Origin of the sequence: Dolichospermum sp. UHCC 0260, from assembly GCF_009711985.1 — a bacterium.
Classification (GTDB): Bacteria; Cyanobacteriota; Cyanobacteriia; order Cyanobacteriales; family Nostocaceae; genus Dolichospermum; species Dolichospermum lemmermannii.
In genome coordinates, this window is the sequence record NZ_VIKZ01000016.1 from 38,431 (window position 1) to 41,751 (window position 3,321).

3 protein-coding genes are annotated in these 3,321 nt (G+C 38.2%); all 3 read left to right on the forward strand.

Features of this window, described 5'->3' with window-relative positions:
- Positions 1-287 precede the first annotated feature (287 nt).
- The 3 genes from FJR08_RS08405 to FJR08_RS08415 are packed head-to-tail and all read left to right on the forward strand — an operon-like array spanning position 288 to position 3,277.
- On the forward strand, positions 288-581 hold the full coding sequence (locus FJR08_RS08405; RefSeq protein WP_015083119.1) for an HU family DNA-binding protein: 294 nt from the start codon (positions 288-290) through the stop codon (positions 579-581).
- A 26-nt stretch (positions 582-607) separates the two neighbouring features.
- Positions 608-1,753, forward strand: a complete 1,146-nt coding sequence (gene cobD, locus FJR08_RS08410) for a threonine-phosphate decarboxylase CobD (RefSeq protein ID WP_168632851.1) — start codon at positions 608-610, stop codon at positions 1,751-1,753.
- A 45-nt stretch (positions 1,754-1,798) separates the two neighbouring features.
- Positions 1,799-3,277 (forward strand): NAD(P)/FAD-dependent oxidoreductase, encoded by a 1,479-nt coding sequence (locus FJR08_RS08415; protein WP_254435715.1) that lies wholly within the window; start codon positions 1,799-1,801, stop codon positions 3,275-3,277.
- The last annotated feature ends 44 nt before the right edge of the window (positions 3,278-3,321 follow it).

Consider the following 3,321-nt stretch of genomic DNA (forward strand, 5'->3'; position numbering starts at 1 on the left):
ACCACTAAGTATTCATTCCTAAAAATAGGGTACTTTGAATACAGTAAAGAGGTAAAAAAACAAAAAAAATCCTGAAATCTATATAAATTAATAGTTTCATCTATCCACTTAGGGCGACAACGCTTTAGAATGATTCATTGAAAAGTCGAATCAATCGTATTTGTAGCGATTTTGAGTGTAAATACTCTCAAGGAACGATTTTTGTATTTCTACAAACGGAAATTTACGTAAAGATGCAGTCATGGTGCATCTTGAAATAATCTCTAGCAAAACTTTAGGAGTTTGATATGAACAAGGGCGAATTAGTTGATGCGGTAGCAGAAAAGGCTAGTGTTACCAAGAAACAGGCTGATGCTGTTTTGAGTGCTGCCATCGAAACCATTGTGGAAGCGGTTTCTTCCGGTGATAAGGTAACATTGGTAGGATTTGGTTCTTTTGAATCACGGGAACGCAAAGCCCGTGAAGGGCGCAACCCCAAAACCAACGAAAAAATGGACATTCCCGCTACCAGAGTTCCCGCTTTCTCCGCTGGGAAACTGTTTAGAGAAAGAGTAGCACCCCCAAAAGAGCCAAAAGAGTAAGTTCTTCTAGAGGAAAGATATTTTTGATGCCACAACAAGCACACGGGGGAAATTTAGCTTGGGCAGCAGCACTGGCTGGCTGTTCCCCTGATGCTATTGTGGATTTTTCCGCCAGTATCAGCCCGTTGGGACCACCAAACAGCGTTATTGCTGCAATTGTGTCCCAACTGGGCAATCTGAGGAATTATCCTGACCCAGAGTATGGTGAATTGAGACTTGCTCTGAGTCATTTTCATCAAATACCTACTGAGTGGATTTTGCCAGGTAATGGTTCAGCAGAATTATTAACTCTGGTGGGTAGAGAATTGGGACAATTAGCAGCAACAGTGTTACTAACTCCAGCGTTTGGTGACTATTACCGCACTCTTGCGGCTAATAACGCTAAAGTTCTGGAGTTTCCTGTGGATTTAGGCATAGGTCAGGGGAATATTTCTCTATTGCCAGATTTCGGACTTGAGACTTCAGATTTTGGGTTACTGCTGAATAATCCCCATAATCCCACGGGAAAGTTATTTTCACGGGAGTCTGTTTTACCGTATTTGGAAAAGTTTGCTTTGGTGGTGATAGATGAAGCGTTTATGGATTTTTTGCCACCGGAAGCTGAACAAAGTTTAATTGGGTTGGTGCAGGAATACGAGAATTTGGTGATTTTACGATCGCTCACCAAATTTTACAGTTTACCAGGGCTAAGATTAGGATATGCGATCGCTCACCCCGACCGTTTGGCAAAATGGAAATTATGGCGAGATCCTTGGCCTGTAAATACTTTAGCAGCAGCCGCAGCGATCGCCGCCCTCCAAGATACAGAATTCCAAAATCTCACCTGGAAATGGCTACCAGAGGCGAGAAACCAACTATTTCAAGGTGTAGCTTCAATTCCCGGTTTAACCCCGCTCGAAGGCACTGTTAACTACTTATTGGTAGAATCTCAACAATCTACTTCCCAGCTACAACAGCAACTACTTCAGCAACACCAGATTTTAATTCGTGATTGTTTAAGCTTTAAGGAATTAGGCGATCGCTTTTTTCGCGTCGCAGTCCGTACCCAGTCTGATAACCAACGCCTATTAACAGCACTTATAAGAAGGAGTCAGGAGTCAGGAGTCAGGAGTATGGCTAACGCCACGCTTCGCTATCAGGAGGAAGAAGGAAGAAGGAAGAATAAAACTTAATGGGTGACAACGAACAACGAACAACGAACAACGAACAACTGCCCAATGCCCAATGCCCAATGCCCCATGCCCAATATTGATTACGACATCGTTATTATTGGTGGCAGTATTGCTGCATACAAAGCTGCTTTAAGTGCCACTCAGTTACACGCTAAAGTTGCTTTGATTGTGAGCGCGGATTTTTCTGATCACTATAATTCAAGTTATCAATACATACTTAGTGAAATTAGTCAAATTACTCAGCAATCTTATAATTTAGCAAATCTAGGAATTTTTGACAAAAATATTCACTTAAATCCAGAATTTTTAAATTTAAAAAAAGGATTGTTTTATGCAAATGCCGTTGCTAAAAATCTGAATCAAATAAATTCTCTTTCTAACTTAGCTGCCCAAGGTGTTGATATTATTGTTGGTAATGGTCAATTTCAATCTTCTCCTCAATTAAGTTTTACAGTTAATGAAAGACAGTTATATAGTCGCACCTATTTACTCGCTAATGGTTCTCGTCCCTTAATTCCCAATATTTCAGGATTAGATACTATTAAATATCTGACTTTAGCTAATATTTGGCAATCTTTAGAAACAACAACATTACCCGAAAATTGGGTAATTATTGGTGGTGTTCCTCAAGGTATAGAAATTGCTCAATTTTTAGCCAGATTCGGTTGTCAAGTTACATTAATAGTTAAAAATTCTCAAATTCTGCCTAATCTTGATTTAGAAATAGCCCAATTATTAACAGCACAATTAGAAGTTGATGGTGTGCGGGTTTTAACACAAACCCAAGTCACCCAAATCCGACATATAGACAATAAAAAATGGGTACAAGCCGGAAATCAAGCCATTGAAACCGACGAAATTTTTATTGGAATTGGACAGCAACCAAACCTAGAATATCTGAATTTACCAGCCGTAGGAGTAAAATTGCATCAACACCGCTTGGTTGTCAATGAAAAATTACAAACTACCAACCAGCGAATTTATGCCTGTGGTGATATATTAGGTGGTTATGATATTCAGAATATTGGTAATTATGAAGCTAATATTGCCATAGAAAATGCTTTATTTTTTCCCAGACTAAAAGTTAATTATGAATCTGTTCCTTGGGGAATATATTCTCAACCTAAAGTGGCACAAGTTGGTTTAACAGAAAAACAAGCGCGAAACCGATATTCTCAAAAGCAAATTTTAGTTTTTAAGCAATATTTCAAAACAGCTACAGCCCCACAAATACAAGGAGAAATTACAGGTATTTGTAAATTAGTAGTTTTGGAAAATGGAAAAATTCTAGGATGTTCTATTTTAGGAATAGCAGCAGGAGAATTAATTAATTTAATTAGTTTAGCAATATCACAAAATATTAAAATTCAGCATTTAGCAAAATTATCACCTATTTATCCCAGTTATTCCGAAATTATCATGGAAACAGCGAGAGAATGGAATAGACACAGAATTAATAAAAACCGTGCTTTACAAGAGTTGTTATTAGGTTTTTTCAATTATCGTCGTGATTGGAATTTATAGTACAGCACTTCCCGATGTATATTATTCGTAATTAATGAAAAGGC

Excerpts from the sequence above, each read along its gene's own strand:
- FJR08_RS08405 (WP_015083119.1), top strand. The coding sequence starts at position 288 with ATGAACAAGGGCGAATTAGTTGATGCGGTAGCAGAAAAGGCTAGTGTT.
- cobD (WP_168632851.1), top strand. The coding sequence starts at position 608 with ATGCCACAACAAGCACACGGGGGAAATTTAGCTTGGGCAGCAGCACTG.
- FJR08_RS08415 (WP_254435715.1), top strand. The coding sequence starts at position 1,799 with ATGCCCAATGCCCAATGCCCCATGCCCAATATTGATTACGACATCGTT.